18 protein-coding genes and 1 pseudogene are annotated in these 18354 nt (G+C 61.9%); 4 read left to right on the top strand and 15 right to left on the bottom strand.

Going from position 1 to position 18354, the window contains the following annotated elements:
* Positions 1 to 10: 10 nt before the first annotated feature.
* Positions 11 to 958: a zinc-binding alcohol dehydrogenase family protein gene (locus tag ACFWEM_RS21550; RefSeq protein ID WP_378536823.1), complete on the top strand. Its 948-nt coding sequence runs from the start codon at positions 11 to 13 to the stop codon at positions 956 to 958.
* Positions 959 to 973: 15 nt separating this feature from the next.
* Positions 974 to 2497 carry an AMP-binding protein gene (locus tag ACFWEM_RS21545; RefSeq protein WP_378536820.1) on the top strand — a complete coding sequence of 508 codons (1524 nt, stop codon included), beginning with the start codon at positions 974 to 976 and terminating at the stop codon, positions 2495 to 2497.
* Between the two features lie 11 nt (positions 2498 to 2508).
* Here ACFWEM_RS21545 and ACFWEM_RS21540 read toward each other — a convergent pair whose 3' ends face one another.
* The 15 genes and pseudogenes from ACFWEM_RS21540 to ACFWEM_RS21470 all read right to left on the bottom strand — a co-directional run bounded on the left by ACFWEM_RS21540 (position 2509) and on the right by ACFWEM_RS21470 (position 16210).
* Positions 2509 to 3411 (bottom strand): IclR family transcriptional regulator, encoded by a 903-nt coding sequence (locus ACFWEM_RS21540; protein WP_378536817.1) that lies wholly within the window; start codon positions 3409 to 3411, stop codon positions 2509 to 2511.
* 166 nt (positions 3412 to 3577) lie between these two features.
* On the bottom strand, positions 3578 to 4402 hold the full coding sequence (locus ACFWEM_RS21535) for an alpha/beta fold hydrolase (RefSeq protein ID WP_378536814.1): 825 nt from the start codon (positions 4400 to 4402) through the stop codon (positions 3578 to 3580).
* Entirely contained in the window at positions 4402 to 4722 is a 321-nt protein-coding gene (locus ACFWEM_RS21530) for a DUF362 domain-containing protein (protein WP_378536812.1), read from the bottom strand. Before ACFWEM_RS21530 ends, ACFWEM_RS21535 begins: the two co-directional genes overlap by 1 nt.
* A 3-nt stretch (positions 4723 to 4725) precedes the next feature.
* Entirely contained in the window at positions 4726 to 5736 is a 1011-nt protein-coding gene (locus ACFWEM_RS21525) for an NAD(P)/FAD-dependent oxidoreductase (RefSeq protein WP_378536810.1), read from the bottom strand.
* 160 nt (positions 5737 to 5896) lie between these two features.
* Positions 5897 to 6673: pseudogene (locus ACFWEM_RS21520) on the bottom strand (class II aldolase/adducin family protein); the annotation flags it as partial.
* A gap of 13 nt (positions 6674 to 6686) precedes the next feature.
* Positions 6687 to 7523, bottom strand: a complete 837-nt coding sequence (locus ACFWEM_RS21515) for an ABC transporter permease (RefSeq protein WP_138871461.1) — start codon at positions 7521 to 7523, stop codon at positions 6687 to 6689.
* Positions 7520 to 8383 (bottom strand): ABC transporter ATP-binding protein, encoded by an 864-nt coding sequence (locus ACFWEM_RS21510; protein ID WP_378536808.1) that lies wholly within the window; start codon positions 8381 to 8383, stop codon positions 7520 to 7522. Before ACFWEM_RS21510 ends, ACFWEM_RS21515 begins: the two co-directional genes overlap by 4 nt.
* A complete protein-coding gene (locus tag ACFWEM_RS21505) occupies positions 8380 to 9363 on the bottom strand; it encodes an ABC transporter substrate-binding protein (RefSeq protein ID WP_378536806.1) in 984 nt (327 codons plus the stop codon). The genes ACFWEM_RS21510 and ACFWEM_RS21505 overlap by 4 nt, the downstream gene beginning before the upstream one ends.
* Positions 9364 to 9567: 204 nt before the next feature.
* The gene (locus tag ACFWEM_RS21500; RefSeq protein WP_378536804.1) at positions 9568 to 10524 is read right to left on the bottom strand and encodes an NAD(P)-dependent oxidoreductase; all 957 of its coding nucleotides are present in this window, start codon (positions 10522 to 10524) and stop codon (positions 9568 to 9570) included.
* A gap of 108 nt (positions 10525 to 10632) precedes the next feature.
* Entirely contained in the window at positions 10633 to 11505 is an 873-nt protein-coding gene (locus ACFWEM_RS21495; RefSeq protein WP_378536802.1) for an alpha/beta fold hydrolase, read from the bottom strand.
* A gap of 30 nt (positions 11506 to 11535) precedes the next feature.
* Complete coding sequence (locus ACFWEM_RS21490; RefSeq protein ID WP_378536800.1) at positions 11536 to 12213, bottom strand: catechol 1,2-dioxygenase; 678 nt, start codon at positions 12211 to 12213, stop codon at positions 11536 to 11538.
* Between the two features lie 279 nt (positions 12214 to 12492).
* On the bottom strand, positions 12493 to 13836 hold the full coding sequence (locus ACFWEM_RS21485; RefSeq protein WP_378536798.1) for a M20 family metallopeptidase: 1344 nt from the start codon (positions 13834 to 13836) through the stop codon (positions 12493 to 12495).
* Positions 13837 to 13958: 122 nt separating this feature from the next.
* Entirely contained in the window at positions 13959 to 15248 is a 1290-nt protein-coding gene (locus tag ACFWEM_RS21480) for a Rieske 2Fe-2S domain-containing protein (protein ID WP_378536796.1), read from the bottom strand.
* A gap of 81 nt (positions 15249 to 15329) precedes the next feature.
* Positions 15330 to 15728: an acyl dehydratase gene (locus tag ACFWEM_RS21475; protein WP_378536795.1), complete on the bottom strand. Its 399-nt coding sequence runs from the start codon at positions 15726 to 15728 to the stop codon at positions 15330 to 15332.
* Positions 15725 to 16210, bottom strand: a complete 486-nt coding sequence (locus ACFWEM_RS21470; protein ID WP_378536792.1) for a hypothetical protein — start codon at positions 16208 to 16210, stop codon at positions 15725 to 15727. Before ACFWEM_RS21470 ends, ACFWEM_RS21475 begins: the two co-directional genes overlap by 4 nt.
* Before the next feature lie 101 nt (positions 16211 to 16311).
* Here ACFWEM_RS21470 and ACFWEM_RS21465 point away from each other — a divergent pair, with 101 nt between their 5' ends.
* Both ACFWEM_RS21465 and ACFWEM_RS21460 read left to right on the top strand, forming a co-directional pair.
* Complete coding sequence (locus ACFWEM_RS21465; protein WP_378536788.1) at positions 16312 to 17163, top strand: alpha/beta fold hydrolase; 852 nt, start codon at positions 16312 to 16314, stop codon at positions 17161 to 17163.
* Positions 17164 to 17170: 7 nt separating this feature from the next.
* Positions 17171 to 18352, top strand: a complete 1182-nt coding sequence (locus ACFWEM_RS21460; protein WP_378536786.1) for a multidrug effflux MFS transporter — start codon at positions 17171 to 17173, stop codon at positions 18350 to 18352.
* Positions 18353 to 18354: the final 2 nt, after the last annotated feature.

Genomic DNA, 18354 nt, shown 5'->3' with positions numbered 1-18354 from the left:
AGGAGACACAATGCGCGCGGCCCGACTCCATCAGTTCGGCACTTCACCGATAATCGACGACATCGACATTCCCACACGTGAATCCGGTCAGACGCTCGTGCGCATCGACGCTGCCGCGCTCGGCCATCTCGACATCACCGTCGCGAGCGGAAACTTCGGAGTCAAGCCGAACCTGCCGCATATCGGTGGAACAGACGGAGCGGCGACGGTGATCGAATCCGACACCTATGAGCCTGGCACCCGCCTTCTGGTCCGCGGCGGCGGAGTCGGCCTTTTCAAGAACGGTTGCTGGGCTGAGTATCTGGTAGCGGCAGACAAGGCGTTCACACCCTTTGATCCCGCACTGTCGCCGGCCGTCGCCGCAACCTTTTTCCTGCCCAGCACAACCGGCTATGTTGCCGTCAACGACATTGCAGCCGTCGCTCCCGGCGAACGAGTTGTTGTCGCCGGAGCATCCGGTGCTGTCGGATCGATGGCAGCACAGTTCGCTCTGCTTGCCGGAGCGTCCGAGGTAATCGGTGTTGTACCGCGCGAAGATCAGGCTGCCTTGCTTCCGGAGGGTGTGAGTCCCGTCGTCGGGCAAGGCGACGAACTTGCCGGAGTGCTGGGATCCGAGCCTTCCGTCGACGCCGTGATCGACACGCTTGGCGGCGACGGCTTGCCGCACCTTCTGGCGAGTGTTGTCCCCGGCGGCAGGGCTGCCCTGATCGGATACACCTTGGGTAAGAGCCTCACCCTGGACTTGCCGAACTGGTTGCTCAGCGATGTTCGGATCTTGCCCGTCAACATGATTCGCAAGACTGCCCGGCAAGCCGAGCTGGCATCCGAAATGATCCGGTTGCTCATCGAAGGCAAGATTTCCGTTGCAGTGCAGGAGTTTCCGCTGGATGACATCGCAACGGCACTGCAGTTGATGGGCGAGGGCAAGGTTGCCGGCCGGGCGGTCGTCGTACCCTGAGGGATACAATTACCCATGCCCCGCGACGCACATGCCATTCCGCGCTCGCTTCCGGATTTGATCCGGAGGCGAGCTCTGGAGCGTCCGGAGCACCCGGCCCTCGTCGTCGACGGGATCACGGTCACCTACCGCGAATTGCGGGATCGTGCAGCGTCGATGGGGGCGGATCTTCGCAATCACGGTGTCGGCCGTGGGGAGCGCGTGGCGGCACTGTCCGGCAACAGGATCGAACTGGCAGACCTTGTTCTCGGATGCACGTGGATCGGTGCGGTTGTCGTCCCACTCAATACGGCCCTCCGAGCCGACAGTGTTGCCAGCGCACTCGAACAGGCTGGTGTACAACGGATCCTGGTTTCACACGAATACTCAGGCGCTGTAGCCGAATTCGACGGCACCGTGTGGGTCATGGGTGAACAATACGTCCCCACTGCCGGTTCGCATCCGGGCTGTGAGCCCGAGACCCTCGATCCGCTCGACCTGGCCGCAATACTCTTCACCTCCGGCACCACCGGCATGCCCCGAGGCGTCCGATGCCCGCACGCGCAGTTCCTGCAGTGGGGCAAAGGCGTCGGCGCCTCACTCGGGCTCACCGGGGACGATGTGCTGTACAACTGTCTGCCGCTGTTTCACACCAATGCGCTCAATGCCTTTGTTCAGTCGCTCTGGGCCGGGTCTACTTTTGTCCTGGGCCAACGTTTTTCGGTCCGCAATCATTGGCGTGAAGTTCGCGAGATCGGGGCAACTGTCGACTACCTGCTGGGCGCGATGGTGGCCATGTTGATGAACGCGGACTCCTCGCCGCAAGACCGAGCGCACAGCGTCCACGTCGCGCTTGCCCCTGCAACGCCGGCACACCTGATCGAACCGTTTGCCCAGAGGTTCGGTGTGGAACTCGTGGACGGATTCGGAAGTACCGAAACCAATCTCGTGATCGGCACGCTTCCGGGAGATCGGCGGGCCGGGTACATGGGCCGGGCGATGAGCGGCTACGACACCGCAGTCGTCAACGACGGTACTGTTGTCCCCGACGGAAAGCCCGGCGAACTGGTGGTCCGCAGCACGATACCCGGCGCCTGTTCACTGGGCTATCTGGGCGAGGAGATTCCGGCGCCGGAGAGTTGGATACACACCGGCGACAGAGTGATTCGGGAAGCAGACGGCTGGTTTCGATTTGTCGATCGCATCAAAGACGTGATTCGACGCCGCGGTGAAAATATTTCCGGGGCCGAGGTGGAAACCGTTCTGGCGCTGCATCCGTCGGTCGGCCAGGTGGCCGTCTTCCCGGTACCGTCGGATCTGGCCGAGGACGACGTCATGGCAGCTGTGATACTTCGCCCCGGAGTAGCTTTCGACCCCATCTCGATTCTGGAGTTCTCCCAGCAACAGCTGCCGTACTTTGCCCTTCCCCGGTACATCGACGTCGTGGACACGTTGCCACTCACCGAAACCGGGAAGGTACAGAAAGCAGTGCTACGGGAGAGGGGCGTCGGCCCACACACCTGGGACTGCGAGAAGAGCGTGTTCCGCGCCCGGCGATAGACCGCGCCTCGCTACTTGCCGCAACCGTTGAACGAACACATCACCGGACTGCAGATCGTGCGCAGAGCCAGCGGGTCGGTCGGCGAATGTGTGCACTTCATGGCATGAAGTTTTCGGGTGATTCCGGCGCCGGCAGTGCGCAGGGCCCCGGTGATGCGGCTGACGTTGAGGCGAGCCGTCGGCGCTGTCACAGACAACGCACCGGCCAGAGTGCGCGGGCCGCTGAACACCGGCACTGCGACGCTCATGTACCCGAGCCGTGTCTCCTCGACTTCCACCGCGAGTTGTTCCTTACGCATCCGCTCGGTTTGCTGGCGCAGCACGCTGACGGACATCGTCGTTCGACTGGTCAAGGCCGTGAAACCCTGCTCGACTACCTCGTCGAAGACCGATTGCGGGGAGAAGGCAAGGATGATCTTGCCCGTGGCGGTGCAGTACAGCGGGAGCCGACCGGCCACCCGCGACTGCTGATTGAGCCCGCGGTGTCCGATGATCTTCTCGATGTAGAGGACGTCGATGCCGTCACGAACCGCAAAGTGAACCGTCTCCTGTGTCGCCAGCAGTAGGTCCTCCATGTACGGCAGCGCCGCGTCGCGCAGAATCCGCTGACGCGGCACCAATTGGCCCAGCTCGAACAATCGCAGGCCGAGCCGGTACTTGGTACCCGCGCGCTCGAGCAATCCCCACTCGACCAGCTCGCCGGCCAACCGGTGAACCGTCGCTTTCGCGACCCCACTGCGCCGAGTGAGCTCCGTCAGAGACAAATCACTGTGGTCCGTGTCGAAAGCATCCAAGATCATTCGAGACTTGCCCAGGACCGAGGATAGTTCACCTGCAGGCTGCGATGCAGCGGTCGTTTCCGACGCGATGGGCAGTACGGATCCGAACCCGACGGATTGTTGTGGAGCGGCCATGAGTGTCCTCCTGAACGATCTGTGACAGCCTGCCGAGACCGAGTGCCGCAACGACCGAAACCAGTAGGGTCCTCGTTAGGTGCAGGTGCTTCGAGACTGACACTATGGTGACGACACGGTGAGACGCACGCCACATGGTCCGCTCAGTGAACCCGTCCCGCAGATTTTACACGGGGCGTCTACCTGCGTAATTCTCCAGAAACATGCAGACGGCGGATGCAATCTGCGGAGCGTGCTCCTCGACGAGCGCGACGGTCCCCGATTCGACGATTTCCGTTTCCACCACTGCCGCACCCTTCAGGTGTGCACGCAACGGCGCAACGTTAGGCATCGAGAAGGGATCCTTCTGCGCGCCGATCAGCAAAACCGGCGCAGTCACCGAACCGATTCTCGCCTCCATGACATAGCGGGCGCAGGCTTTGTGCCCCTCCGCCGGATCTACCCGGTAGGCAAGCGCGTCTCGGATGAACCTGTCGAGCAGCGCGGTGCCTGGTTCGGGGTAGTAGGGGCGACGCATCTCCCACAGCCTGGTGAGATGGCTACCGTCTGCAACCCGGTCGACGCAGTCGATCCCACCGGGTCCCGAGTGCCCCTCGCGGTAGTTGCGGTCGGTCCACGGGCACGACGAGAGCACAGCAGCGTGCACCCTGTCGGGGCGAGATGCCGCCATTTCGAGCGCCACTGCCGCACCGGTGTGGTGGCCGATGACCGTGACTCGATCGACACCCAGGATGTCGAGCAATTCCCACGCGCCTCGCGCATAAGTCTCGATGGTCTGCGGGCCGGGCACCGGAGCACTGTTGCCGTACCCCGGCATGTCCATCGCGACAACGCGGAAGTCGTCGGAAAGAAGTGGAATGAGCTCGCGGAACTCGTCCCACGAACGGGGCGCCTGATGAAGCAGGAGAATCGCCTCACCCGAACCTTGCTGCGCGTAATGCAATTGCCCGAAGGACGAATCCACGTATCCGAGTCGCAGGGCGTCAACCATCAGAACGCCGCAACCATCGGGGTATCGACGCCGACGATGTCGATCTTTGCCGAACCACCCGGATTTCCGACGGGATCGCTACGTGTAGGCAAGATCTCGAGGAAGAAGCGCTTGTTGTCTTCCTTGAAATCCGGGTCTGCTTTCCGGTCGACGGTGATCGCCTCCACTGGGCAGGCCAATTCGCAAGCGCCGCAGTCGATGCATTCGTTCGGGTTGATGTAAAGCTTGCGATCACCCTCGTAGATGCAATCCACGGGGCATTCTTCCATGCACGATCGGTCCGTGTAGTCGATGCATGCTTCACCGATGACAAATGCCATGGCCTAACCCTCCTGTTCGGTGGAGTGTCCAGGGAAGATCTCCGCTTCCGGATCCAGTACTGCCGCAGCGTTGTTCACCGCAGTAGCGGCTTCGCCGAAACCGACAGCAATCAAGCGGACCTTGCCGGGATAATCCGTGATGTCCCCGGCGGCATACACACGCGGAACATTCGTCTCCATCCGTGTATTCACCGCGATGTGGCGATTGTCGATCTCAATTCCCCACTCCATCATCGGACCGAGGTCGGCCGTGAATCCCAATGCGGCGATGACGGATTGAGCAGGTAGCGTGGACGTGCTCTTGTCGTGTTTGTGGGTGATGTCGACCTCGCCGATCCACCCGTTTCCACGTACCGCCGAGACATCGGCGTTGACGAGAACCTGGACACTGCTTTCCTGCACCTTGGCGACTGTGGATTTGTGCGCGCGGAAACGATCTCGCCGGTGAACCAGGGTGACGGACTTGGCAATCTGTTCCAGGTGAACGGCCCAGTCGAACGCGCTGTCGCCGCCACCGACGATCACAACGTCTTTCCCGGTGTGCGCCGACAAATCCGGGACGAAGTAACTCAGCCCCCGATCCATGAACTCCGAACCCTTCGCCAACGGACGCGGGGTGAAGGTTCCGATGCCGCCGGTGATGACAACCGCGCCGGCCACCACTACCTGGCCCATGCTGGTGGTGATCCGCACCCGGCCGTCGTCGTCATGCGACAGCTCACGAGCCTGCATGCCCAGAAGGTACACCGGATCGAACGGGGCAGCCTGCGCCATCAAACCCTCGATGAGGTTGCGTCCCTTGACCGAAGGGAATCCCGCGATGTCGAGGATCGCCTTCTCCGGGTACATCGCACTGACCTGTCCCCCCGGTTCCGCAAGGGCATCGATCACGGCAACCGAGAGGCCGCGGAAGCCTGCGTAGTACGCGCCGTATAGCCCGGCGGGGCCGGCACCAATGATCAGAATATCGACGCCGATCTCGTTGTCGGTCGCCGTGGAAGACGTTGTGTTCACACTCGATACGGTATTGCGCCGACGGACTCCCGCAAATGAAACCGGTCCGCTCAACAGACCTCGGTAACAGTTGCGGGACGCCACGAAAAGGGCCCGCCGACCTCTCTGTCGACGGGCCCAATGCTCGCAAGAATTCAGTGCTCGCAAGAATTCGGTGCGCGAATACCTCGGGTTCGTCTGCTGCGATCTTCTGGATGATGGTCGAGTACGCAAACCACCCCACCTTCTCGGTGCCGACTGCCTCGTAGGTCTGCGCCGCGATCTTCTCGTGCAGGACAACCGGATCACCGGCGGCTCGCGCCGTCAGCTCCGCCTGCATCGACCGCTCCATCGACACGTACCACCACACTGCGCTCTCCACGGAAGTTCCGACGGTCAGATGGCCGTGGTTGGTGAGGATCACGGCCTTGTTCGATCCGAGGGCATCCGCGATGCGAATCCCCTCCTCTTCGTCCAGCGCCACCCCGTGATACTCCTCGTAGATCGAGTGATCCTCGTGAAAGGCGCACGCGTCCTGAGTGATCGGCGTGAGACGGGTGTGCAGCGAGGAGAACGCCTTACCGTTCAAACCGTGGGCGTGAACAGCTCCGATGACGTCGGGACGAGCCTCGTGAACCTTGCTGTGGATGACAAACGCTGCCCGGTTGAGCGGTCCGTCTCCGGAAATGACCGTGCCGTCCGACGCCACATGCAGCAATTCCTCCGGCTGAACCTGGGAGAAGTGCCGCCCGAACGGCGCAGTCCAGAAAGTCTCCGGATCTTCTGGGTCTCGGGCGGTGATATGTCCCGAGATTCCCTCGTCCAAACCGAATTTCGACAGGATCCGATACCCGCCGATAACGGCGGTCTTGCGTCGACGCCGCTCACTCTCGACGTCGGCGAACTCGGACGGTCCCGGAATTCCGGCCTGCTCGGCAATGCTCAGCGGGTGATTCATGCTGCGCTCCTAACTATTTGACGCCGTAACGGGCGAGGTACCGCGAGGACAGAATGCGGAGGATCCGGTCGAAGATGAAGCCCATGATGCCCAGGACGATGATGCCGACGAACGTCCAGTCGATCCGGCCGTAGTTTCGAGCCTGCCAGATCATCGAACCGATACCCTGGTCGGCGGCGACGATCTCCGCCGACACGATGGTGAGGAAGCTATTGCCCATCGCCAGGCGAGCGCCCGTGACGATGCCGGGGATCGACGAGGGCAGGACCACCGTCTTCATGATCTGAAGTTTGTTGGCACCAAGATTTGCCGCTGCCTGCAGTTTGTTCTCGCTGATCGCAACAGTCGCGGCAATCGTGCTGACCGTGACGATGAATACCGAGGTGTAGAAGATCAGAACAACCTTCGACGTCTCACCGATGCCGAACCACACGACGGCGAGAGTGACAAACGCAATAGGCGGAATGAACCGGAAGAACTCGATGTACGGATCGAGGAGCTGACGCACGATGGCAATGCGTCCCATCAGAATTCCGACGGGAGCACCGATCACGACACCCAGGAACCAGCCGATGAGAATTCGCTGACCCGATGCGGTGATCGACGACCACAGAACGCCGCTCTCCCACAGTTCCTGTGCCGCCGACCAAACTTCGGCCGGTGATGCAATAGTGGTCGGCCCGTACCACCACGCCAGGAACGACCAGATGCCCAAACCGATTGCCGCTGAGGCTGCATACATCAGCGTCGCTTTGACAATCTTGGATCGCCGCGCCGACGAACGCTTTTTTGTCTGCGCCACCTTCGCTGTTCTCACACCGGCTGAACCACCGGTCACTACAGCCGTCACAGCTCGTCCTCCTCAATGCCTTGGTTCCGCAGCGACGCAACCACTTCTGCCCGAATGTCGTCCCGCAGCTTCTCGTAGAGCTCGATCACCTCGGGATCGTTGCGGTCTCGCGGACGAGCTGCATTGACCTCGTAGACGCTCTTGATCCGGGCCCGCGGGCCAGCCGACATCACGATCACACGGTCAGCCAACGTCAGCGCCTCGTCGATATCGTGAGTCACGAATACCACGGTGCAGCGGGTGTGCCGCCAGATACGGTCGAGTTCGGTCTGCAGAACCTGACGAGTCTGAGCGTCCAACGCACCGAACGGCTCGTCCATGAGAACCAACGACGGCTGGTTGGCAAGAACTCGTGCGATCTGAACACGTTGCCGCATACCGCCGGACAGCTGCGAGGGGAACTTCGCACCCGCGTGGGGCAAGCCGACCATCGCGAGGTACTCGGCCGCAATACTGGCCTGCTCGCTGCGGTTCGCTCCACGCATCCTGGGGCCGTAGGCCACGTTCTGGCTCACGGTCATCCATTCGAACAACGCTTCGGAGCTCTGAAACACCATGCCTGCGTGGCGGTTACTACCGTCGACGACATCTCCGTCGCACACGATCTCGCCGGCGCTGGGTTCCACGAAGCCGGCCATGGACGACAGCAGCGTCGACTTGCCGCAGCCACTCGGACCAAGCAGACAGACGAATTCCCCTGGCTGCACGTGCATGTCGATTCCGGCGACGATCTCCGCCGCGCCGAAGCTGATTCCGAGGTCGAGCACGTCGATGGCAACACCGGTGTTCTTTTTGCCAGGACCACCTGCACCCGCGCTATTTGCCGCGCTAGATGTTGAATTACTTGTTGCGATACTCACTGTGCACCATCCTTGTGCCAATCCAGAAGCATTGCCGATTCGAGATCCGGCTGGTCGCTGAGAACACCGATCGACTTGTAGAAATCTACGATCGACTGAGCCGACTCGACATCCGTAGCTTCGAGATTCACCACAGCGAAGTCGATCTCGTCCACCGCGGCAATAGTCTGATCCTCGCTGACATTCACAGCCGCCTTGGTCGCGGACGCTGCCACGCCCGGATCCGACTCGACCTTGCGCGTTGCCTCGTCGAGCACCTTCGCGACGGTTCGCGCTGTCTCTTCGTTGGCCGACAACCACGGAGCCGTCGTGATCGCCCAATGATGATAGAACCAGCCATAGTCTCCGGTTACTGCCACCACGTGGCCGGTTCCCTGATCCAGGGCGGTGGCCGGCCACGGCTCCCACAGGACAAACCCGTCGATGTCGCCGCGGCTGAGCAGTGCGGGCATGTCAGTCGGGGTCGCCGAGATCATCTCGACCGAACCGGGGGTAATGGAGTTGGCAGCAAGGTACTTGTCCGTCGAAATCTGGCTGAGACCTGGGACGATGCCCATCTTCTTGATCGCAGTCGGCGAGTCGACACCGTTACGCAGCACGACCTTGATGTAGTCACCCGACGCCTCGTACGAGTACATCGCACGCAACGACGGATTCTGACGCAACTGGGCGATCGTTGTCGTATCGGAGCTACCGGCGATCTGGACCTGCCCGGTCGAGAGTGCGTCGACGGCCTCGCCACCACGACCGAACTGGACGAGTTCGACGTCCAAACCGGCAGCGTCGAACATGCCTTCCTGATCCGCCACGAAGAACGGAGCGTAGGAAGCATCGATTCCGACTGCGATACGCAGTGGTCCACTTCCGGCGGAATCAGCTGTGCTTTGCGTCGCCGGGCGGCTGCATGCGCCGGTTGCAACGGTCAGCAGCAGCGCAGCCGAAACAAGAGCAGTCCTTCCAAACTTTGACAGCGAGGCCATCTACTCACACCTTTGTTTGTGATCTGTGCCGCAGTTGCGGGTCGTGGAGAGCAAACCTAGCCGTGCGTACCTACACCCGAGAACCAACCCGGTCCACCGTGCGGACCGAGGACAGGAACTTACCTCGGCGAAACACTGCACCTGGAGGAACGTGCGGACCGAAATACTGCGGTAACACGGCCCTCCATCACAATGTCCACCGAATCACAATGTCCACCGAATTGTCTGCGAGCGCAGCGCACTGGCGACATTCTGCGCCGTCATCGAGTAGATCGACGCACGCGCTCCGGCGCTGCCGCCGGCGACGTGCGGGCTCAGGAGGGTCGAATCGAATCCACGGAGCGGGCTCGAAATCGGTAGTGGTTCAACGTCGAACACGTCGAGGGCAGCGCCGCCGACATGCCTGGAACGCAAGGCACGCGCCAATGCCACGTCGTCGACGACAGCGCCGCGCGCCACATTGACCACGATCGCTCCGGTGGGCAACTGCGCAACTCGATGGGAATTGATCAGTCCCCGAGTTGATTCCGTAAGCGGGACGGCCAGCACCAGGACATCCGCGAGAGGCAGTAACTCGTCGAGTGACACAAACGTCGCAGCCACAGTGTCACGCGGTCTCGAACGGGCAGTGACGTAGACGTCGCAACCGAAGGCGGCAAACAATTCTGCACACCGGCGGCCGATCGAGCCGATACCTACGACGCCGACCCGGCGCTGCGCCAGATCGCGGCAATCGCGTGTCAGGATGGATTCCTGTGGCCAGCGCCCATCGGTAACCTCGTTGTGCGCCCAGAACATGGAGCGGCACAACCCACCTGCCGCGAGCACTGCCCACTCCGCAACCGAATTCGCGTTTGCACCGGGGGTATTCGCGACCGGAACTCCGGTGGCGCGCCAGGCTTCCGCATCGATGAAATTGGTTCCGGCACCGGGCTGTTGGACGAGGAGCACATTCCGGCCGAGCTCTGCTTCCTCCTTACCCAGTGGCAGATCACCACTCCAGTCCCCCACCACGACGTCGCACGTCGGCAACTCCGCACGGAGCGCCCCCGTGGTGCGTTCGGGTAATCGAACTACCTCCGCCTCACCTCCGACCGCGTCACGGATTGCGGTACCGAGTCCGTTGTCGGCGTCGGCCGTGAGCAGAAGTACTTTCTTCACCAGAACTCCTTCGGGTAAGACGATGACTGTACCTTCGACAACGCGGAAGCCGGCCTCCCGATCGAGAGGCCGGCTCCATTACGCAGCAGTATATTTGGCAGGAACTTCTCAGATAGCTGCCTTCGCGCCGGCTGATGCCTTTGCCAAGAACTCGAGGCTCAGCGGGTTGTACTTCGCTGCCTGCTCGTGCTGCGGCCAGTGACCGCACTCCGAGTAGAGTTCGAGCTGAGCGCCCGGAATATCCTCGGCCATCTTCTTCGCTTCCGGAACATCACCGAACGGATTTTCCTGACCCCAGACCACAAGAGTCGGCGCCTTGATGAGTGCCATTCGATCTGGGCGCAGCAGGTTCCGCTGGCGAACCTCCATCTCCTGCAAGGAAAGGAGGTTGTGGATGTTGGCGACAAAATCAGGCTGATGGTAGATCCGGTGACGAGCCTGAACCAATTCCTCGGTTGCATCGGCGGGATCATGCATGAGCAACTGCATACGTGCGCGGGTCAATTCGATGTCATCGCTCTGGACGGCCTTCGCGGTCGACGTCTTGATACGCTCCATGACTACCGGGTTCGCGACTGTTCCACCTGCTGCCAGCAACTGCAGCGACAGAACACGTTCGGGCTGCTCGCTGGCCAGGTAGGCAGCGACCCAACCACCGAGGCTTTCGCCCACCAAGTGCACACGGTCCAGTCCGACCGCGTCGAGGTAGTTCACCAAATGCTCGACGTAACGCGGAATCTCGTACGGGTAGTCAGGCTTGCCGGTGTAACCATGGCCGAGCATGTCGATCGCGTGAACCCTGTAAGACTCGGCATGCGGCGCAATATTGCGTGCAAATGCCTCGAGGTGTCCGCTGGTGCCGTGCAGGAAGATCACGGCCTCGTCACCGGATCCTGCCTGCAGAGAGCGCGTGGGCACACCGCCCGCGTCGACGGTCGTCAACTCGAAATCGAGTCCGGCAAGTTCGTTCCAGATTGTCATCAGAGAAACTTCCTTTACTGAAGGTGCAGATTATGTTGTTGCGCTGGGTGTTCCAGCTGGATCGAGAATCGTGACACCCATACCGGTGAGCCACTCGGGAATCGCTTCGTAGGCAAGACGTTCACCTGGAACGTAGTCGAGCATCGCGGCCATCATGAGCCAGGTCCGCAGCTCCTGCGCACCGTTGCCCGCCTCGTCTTCGATCTGCTGCGTCGTGAACTCGGCAAGCTCACTTGCCTTGCCGCTGGCAAACAGATCAAGAATTCGGTCGTCGAACTCCGGAGTGATCGCGGCATCGGCCGCGCGGATGATCTGGCGTCGCCGGACGTCGTAGTCGGACCAGTTCTCCCGGCCGTCCAGCCAGGCTTGAACCATGAAATCCTCGTCCTCACCGTGCGGATCACGCCAGTCCGGCCAGGGCAGACGATGAGACAATCCACCGGACGCGATCACCACGACGCGGGTATCCGCCGGATACGACGCAACGGCATCCCGCAGGGCCCTCGCCACTTCCTCACATCGCTTGAACGTCGGGAGAGGCGGCGCGAATACGTTGACCACCAACGGCACTATCGGAACATCGATTCCGTCGAGAAGGTACTGAATCGCGTGAGACTGACCATGATCGATCTGCAATCGCGCCGAGTAGGCGAGATCGAACCGGCCACCTTCGATCAGCTCGTTTGCAAGGTGCCTGGCGAACTCCACGTCGACCCGTTGCGGCCCCTTGGGTGTTCCTGACTCGCCACTGGAAATGCACTCTCCGACTCCGAGAGTGAACGCCGGAAATCAGATCCAGCCAGAAACCGCGAAAGTGATTGGAGCCGAGAATCAAGACAACATCGGGTTTCGACGCCGCGATCTTCTCCCGGCTCAGATACAGCGCGTCCCGGAAGCGTTCGGCCTCCGCCTTGTGCGTCGTCTCTTCCCAATGGGTGTTCATCAAGGTGCTGTGAGAGGCACCGATACCCAGAACTATCTTCGCCATCAGTCGATTCCTACTTCCTCGAGCGAGCGGGTGACGGTGTCGAGAGCCACTCGGATCAGATACTTCGTAAATCTCTCCGCCGCAGCCAGATCCACAGTGTTCATCCCCATCGCGAAGTCCACCTCGAACGGTGCGTCGACCACCTTGGGCATACCCACCCGAATCGTCGGGATGCCGCGGCTGCGCAGGATGTTTGCGTCGGTGGCTCCACTAGCGTCGAAGAAGTCCTGATGCGGCTCTCCTTCGGCAGCCTCCCACGCGTCGACTGCGGAGCGGCGCAACCACATTCGAGCGTCGGAACCCTCACCGGGGATGGCAAGAACCTGTTCGACATCAATCTGCAGATCCAGCGATTGTGCGATCTCCGCCACGACGGCTTTGAGTTCACGCTTGGCTGCGGTGGGCGTCGTCCGCGGGCTGAGCCGCAGATCGACGGTGAGGCGCACCTGCTCGGGGGTGAACGACGCTGTTCGCTCCCACCCGCCGCGGATGTTGGCAACGATCCCCTGAGGCGCGACCAAACCGTCCTGATGCGCCGCCGAGTACTTCGGAAACCATTCCTCCAACTTGGCGACCACCTCGCCGGCGGCGGTAATCGCGTTGCGGTACGGCAACCGGTGGCGCGAGCCGACGTAGGTGTGCAGACCGTGCACCGTGATCTCGAACCAGGCCAGGCCCACTTCTTCCCAGGAAACCGTCCAGCCGGGCTTGGCGATCAGCGCGCAGTCCGCCCACACTCCCTGTTCCAGGAGGAACGAGCAGCCGACGCCCTGGCCGGTGTTGCGTCGGGGGTTTCCGACACCGGGGCGGGCATTGGTCGGCATACCGCCGGCGCCGAATCCGAGTACCAGGTCACCGCGAAGCGGAATGCCCGCTGCGGCAATTGCTTCGGCCGCTGCGACGATGCAGACGGCGTGGCCCTTGGGGTTCGACGCACCCAATCCGATCACGTAGTTCTCGTCGAACTGAGCGTGCGGCGTCAGATCCGCTCGCAGCTCGTTTCCCACCCACGGCAGGTCTTCCGCCGGATCGCCCGTCGTGACGGTGTCGATCGGCGCATACAGCAACAGATCCGGTCCGGACCCGTCACCGCGGAGCCTTCCCCACGAGTTCGCCTGCCGATCATCAAGATCCATTGTGTGGGCCTCGATGCCCGACGCTGCCAGGACCGCGGTGATGTGGCGGGCCAGCGGTGCTTCGTCACCCGTCGGACTGGGAATGTTCACCACCGAAGTGGCGAGATCCCGCAATCGCGCACGATCGACATGGGCGTAGGCTCGCTCGACCCATTCCCGGCGCTCGTCGCTTAGGCCTGCGAGAGCGTCGGCCCTCGCAGTGGTCATGGATTGACCTGGTGTACCTGAGTATTGCTGCGCTCGCCGGCCAGCTGCCACAGCTTGGGAACTGCCACTGCAACAGCGGCACCGATAGCGACAGCCGTCAGAATCTTGAACATGTATCTTTCCTATTCGCTGGTGCCGGTGGGAATCTGAGCGTCGGCGACATGGGCCGAGCGGGGCGTTGGCGTCCGTCGCTCCCGGGTGGGCCTGACCGGCGCCTTGGGGGTGTGCTTGGCCGCGTCGGCGATCTTCTCGGCGTACTCTTCCTCTGCCAGATTTCGCCACGTCGTCAGCGACACGTCCGGTCGGTACAGCTTCTCCGGCGGCGCGTCGGTAACCTCGACCATCCACGCATCCTGACCCGAGAACTGACCGTGGAACAGCCAGCGGATCGCGCCGAGATACTTGGCGTAGAAGCCCAATTTTGCTGCGCCGGAAACAAAGTTGACCATGAGGCCGACGTACTTGTGGTTGTCTTCGTCCACCGGGACGTAGAACTCGTAGTGAATGAACTTGGGGTACGCGATGCGCAGGACACCCGGCATGGACAGTGAAGCAAAACCGGGGAAGTTCTGAGCTGCGATCACAGGATTGACGTCCAGACCGGCGCCGACGTTTCCGATCTGCGAAATCTGGGTCTCGTCCGGCTTCTTCTTCCACCACCGCTTGTTCGTCCAGGTTCCCACGCCCGGGAATTCCGCCTCCCAGTACACCTCTTCCTGCACGCGGTAAATCCAGCGTCCCTCCGGAACGATGCTCGTGATGTTCCACGTCGGCATCGGCTTGAACAGACGCCACAATGCGGTGCGGTGCAGGTACTTCGCATGTCCCTCGTCGAAACCGTTCTCACATGCGAAGCGCCAGTTGCCTTCTCGGGGCTGAATCCGACCACCGACGATACCCTTGTTCTCCACCAGCTCACGCGGCAACTGGTCGTCGATGGACGGCGCCGGCTCGTTGGCGATCGGGATGTACACCCACACCAGACCGAGTCGCTCCTCGATCGCATAGGTCTGGACGTTCAGCTTGCCGCAGATCTTGGAATCCGGACCGTCGGTGATGACCGCGGCCAGCTTGCCGTCGGTGAGCCGGTACGTCCAGCCGTGGTACGGGCAGCTGACGGTTCCCGGGAACTGCTGATCGCCCTCGGACAACGGAACGCCGCGGTGCGGGCACCGATCGTGCAGGGCATATGCCTTGCCTGCGTCGCGGATGATCGCCAGCTTTTCACCACAGATGGTGAAGCTCTTGGGGTCTTTGGTGATGTGGTTCGACCACGTGACCGGGTACCAGTAGCCGCGGTATCCGCTGCCGGCTGCGTTGTAACCCGGCCATGCCGTCCAATCCTGCCGACCGGCCGCTCGTGGCCGCTCGGGCAGCGCGAACGTGGCTTCCGACGCCTCGACACCAGTCATGTGAAGTCCTCTCGACACTGAACGTTTGAATGAAACAGATCTTGGGTGAGATTGCGGTCTACGCCAACGGATTCGGTTCGCTCAGCAGACCCGGACCACCACAGCGGTTCCGACGGCACACAGCACGCCATCGTCCGAATGCTCCCGCAGCGCCAAAGTTATTTGTTCACTGTCGATTTGGGATACTTCACCCGACACCTCGAGCGTGGTTCCGACGGGCGCGGGCGCACGGTTCTGCCAGGAGACTGACACAACTCCTTCGTATCCACCGGCAAAGTGTGACGCGGCACGAAAGAACAGCGTGCCCTGCAACTGGGCCATGACCACCGGGGCGGACAACCCCTCCGTCTGCGCATAGGAGGCGTCGTAGTGAATACGGTGCGAATTGTGCGTCGACGCCCCGAATCGAAGGATCCGAACCGGATCGCAGACCAACGTCACCGATTCGATCGGCGTGCCCACCACTACTGTTTCGGTCATCGGACGATGAACTTCTCGACGACCTCGGCAAATGCGCCGGACTGTGCACCCCGGTAAGTCTTGGTGACCGAGAGCAGCAGAAACTCGTCCGGAGCCCGGCCCTTGGTCGTCACGGTATCGAGTACGCGCCCTACGACGACAGCCTCACCCAGCGGGGCCGGTCGCAAGAACGTCACACTCTGCCCGCCGGCCATCAAGCGCACGTCGATACCGTCTGTGCCAGGCACTTCGTCACGAAACATGCCGTCTTCTCGGTACTCTCGATCGGAGCCGCCTTGCGGACCTCGCAATAGCGAAGGCAGATACATCGGATGGACTGCAAATGCCGGGTGCTCCGGATCGAGAAACCGGGAGTCCGTCTCGGCGGCGGCAACCGCAAACGCAACGGACTCCGCCGGACGCACCCTTCCCAGCTCTCGCGTTTCCCGCGTACCGATCATCGCCTCCGCGCGATCGCGCGCATGCTCGAGTTCTGTTCTCATGCCAGCACGCTAGGCATTCGGAAGTCTCACAGCCACGAACCGGGTTCGCCTGCCGGACCGCAATACTTCCCATACCGCTCACCTCGAGGTCAGGTATAGCCATGGCTGATCAACCGAAGAGCTTGTACGCCAAAGCAGATGGCGTTACATTCCATTACTACGACCTCGGCGAGGGCGACCCCACGATTTTCCTGCACGGAGGCGGCCCCGGCTGCACCGCGTGGTCCGACTTCGGGCCGGTGGCACCGCTCTTCGCCTCGGATCGACGAGCGATTCTCGTTGATCTCCTGCAATACGGTCGGTCCGACAAGTGCTCCATCACCGGCCCCATGTGGGACTTCCACGCCGCCAAGATGGTTGCCCTGCTCGACGAGCTCGGAATCGAACGCGCAGACTTCGTCTGCAACTCGTGGGGCGGCACCATAGCGCTCAATCTTGCGGCAAAGTACCCGGAACGCGTTCGGTCCCTGGTGATCACGGGCAGCATGCCAGTCTTCTACGGACCACTCGCGCCGCTCCCCGAGGACGGCCGTCGTGGCCGCAACGCCCGCGACGTCTACTACGGCGGCACCGGCCCCACCCTCGAAAAACTCCGCACCTTGATCACCAGCCTCGAATGGTTCGACGGATCGAAGTTGCCCGCCGAAACTCTCCAGATGCGATACGAGCAAAGTCTCGACCCCGAAGAAATGGCCCTGTCTGCCTCGGCGGACTCACCTCGTGGCGATTGGCAGGATCTCACAGCTGAACTCGGCCAGATCCAGGCGCCGACGCTCTTCGCCTGGGGCATGCACGACGCGTTCCTCACCCCGGACTACCCGCTCATGCTGGCGCGGATGATTCCCCATGGCCATCTCTACATCATGGACAAGGCGTCGCATCATCTTCAGGAAGAGCGACCATACGACTACTACAGTGTAGTTTCGGGTTTCCTTGACCAACAGCACAACTGAACGAACGGTGATCGCCCCGACGGGCGGTGCACGGATCCGATTGGTACTGCTTCTCGGAATTCTCACCGCCCTCGGGCCGTTCACCGTCGACATGTACCTTCCTGCGCTGCCGCAGATCACGCAGGAATTCGGCACGTCGGACACGATGGTTCAGCTGACCCTGACGGGCACACTGCTGGGTCTGGCCTTCGGCCAGTTGCTCATCGGCCCACTGTCCGACATCTACGGACGTCGACGTCCCCTGCTCGTGGGCACAGTAATTCACGTCGCCGCGTCGTTGGCCTGCTTCTTTGCTCCGTCCATCGAAGTCCTCACTGCCCTGCGGACCCTTCAAGGTTTCGGCGCCGCCGCGACGGGCGTGATCGCGATGGCAATCGTTCGTGATCTCTTCACCGGACACGATGCGGCAGTTGTACTTTCGCGACTGATGTTGGTCATGGGCGTAGCGCCCATCCTAGCCCCCTCCATCGGTGGGGCACTGATGTCCGTAACGCAGTGGCGCGGAGTCTTTCTCGCTCTCTTCCTCCTGGGCATCGCGATGATTGCACTCGCGGCAGTATCGCTACCGGAGACACTTGCACCCGAGAATCGGTCGGGCAAAGGCATCGGCGCCATCGCGCGAAACTACATTGCGCTCGTCAAGGACGCCCATTTCATGGTGTTGGTGCTCGTGTGCGGTCTCGGCCGCGGCGTTTTGTGGTCGTACATCGCCGCGTCGTCCTACGTGATGCAGGAACAGTTCGGACTGAGCGCCACAGCGTACGGATTTGCCTTTGCCGGCGGCGCCCTCGTTCTGATCGGTTCGTCCCAGCTCAACGTCGTGCTTCTCGGCCGGTGGTCGCCGAATTCCATCACGATCTGGGCGATGTGGGGCAGTAGTGGCGTCGGCGCTGCATTTGTTGTTGTTGCCGCCACCGGCTCGTGGGGATTCGTCGGGTTTGCCGTCCCCATCCTGCTGATGCTCTGCGCAACGGGTTTTGTCATGCCCAACGCACCGGCGGTTGCACTGTCCCGTCATGGAGAAGCCGCAGGCTCAGCAGCCGCGCTGATCGGATTTGCACAGTTCGGCGCTGCCGCTGTGGTTGCGCCCATCGTCGGTCTTCTCGGCAACACCAGCCTTGCCGTGGCCATCTCCATGACCGGGGCTTCGGTTCTCGGCGTGATCGCGCTGCTCTGCGTGCGTCGATAGAA

The sequence above is a fragment of the Rhodococcus sp. NPDC060176 genome (genome assembly GCF_042728675.1).
Classification (GTDB): domain Bacteria; phylum Actinomycetota; class Actinomycetes; order Mycobacteriales; family Mycobacteriaceae; genus Rhodococcus_F.
Note: the sequence above shows the minus strand (reverse complement) of the source record. Positions and strands in the feature narration are given on the sequence as shown.